Origin of the sequence: Streptomyces noursei (genome assembly GCF_001646665.1) — a bacterium.
Classification (GTDB): domain Bacteria; phylum Actinomycetota; class Actinomycetes; order Streptomycetales; family Streptomycetaceae; genus Streptomyces; species Streptomyces lavendulocolor.
The window spans coordinates 1-568 of sequence record NZ_LWBU01000218.1 but is presented as its reverse complement, the minus strand read 5'-3'; the positions used below and the strand labels follow the sequence as shown (position 1 = coordinate 568).

Annotated in this window: 1 pseudogene; it reads left to right on the top strand. The window is 84.5% G+C overall.

The window, feature by feature from the left end:
• Positions 1–200: pseudogene (locus A4V12_RS17140) on the top strand (precorrin-3B C(17)-methyltransferase); the annotation flags it as partial.
• Between the last annotated feature and the right edge of the window lie 368 nt (positions 201–568).

Below are 568 nucleotides of genomic sequence, written 5' to 3'. Positions count from 1 at the left end.
CCCCCGACCCCCCGGTGGTGGTCGCCCGCGACGGGGGAGGCCCGGAGGAGTCCGTGCGCGTCCTGCCCCTGATGGACCTGGACCCGGCGGAGGTCGACATGCGCACCCTCCTCCTGATCGGCTCCTCCCAGACCCAGGCGGTACGCCGCGGCGACGGCGCCACGGTGACGTGGACGCCCCGCCGGTACCCGGAGGGCTGACCCCAGGCGGGCGCCCGGCGGGGGGATCCCCCCGGGCGCCCGCGCGCCGGGGTGCCGGCGCGCCCCCGCACACCCGGGCGGGGGGCTGTTTCGGCCGGGGGGGGGCCCCGCCGCGGACCGGCCGCCCCTGCGGCGGGGCGGACCCAGATCCCTCCCTCGGGGGACAACAGGGGGCTGTGTGGCCTGTTGGGGGGGTGCGGGGGGGGGGGGCGGCGGTGGGGGGCGGGGGGGAGGGCGGGGGGAGCACCGTCCCCGCCGGGGGCGTGGGCGGGGTGGGGGGCGGGGTGGGGGTGGCCGGGGGCGGCGGGGGCGGCGGGGCGGGGCGGGGCGCCGGGGGGGGCGGGGGGAGCCGGGGCACCGGGGACGGG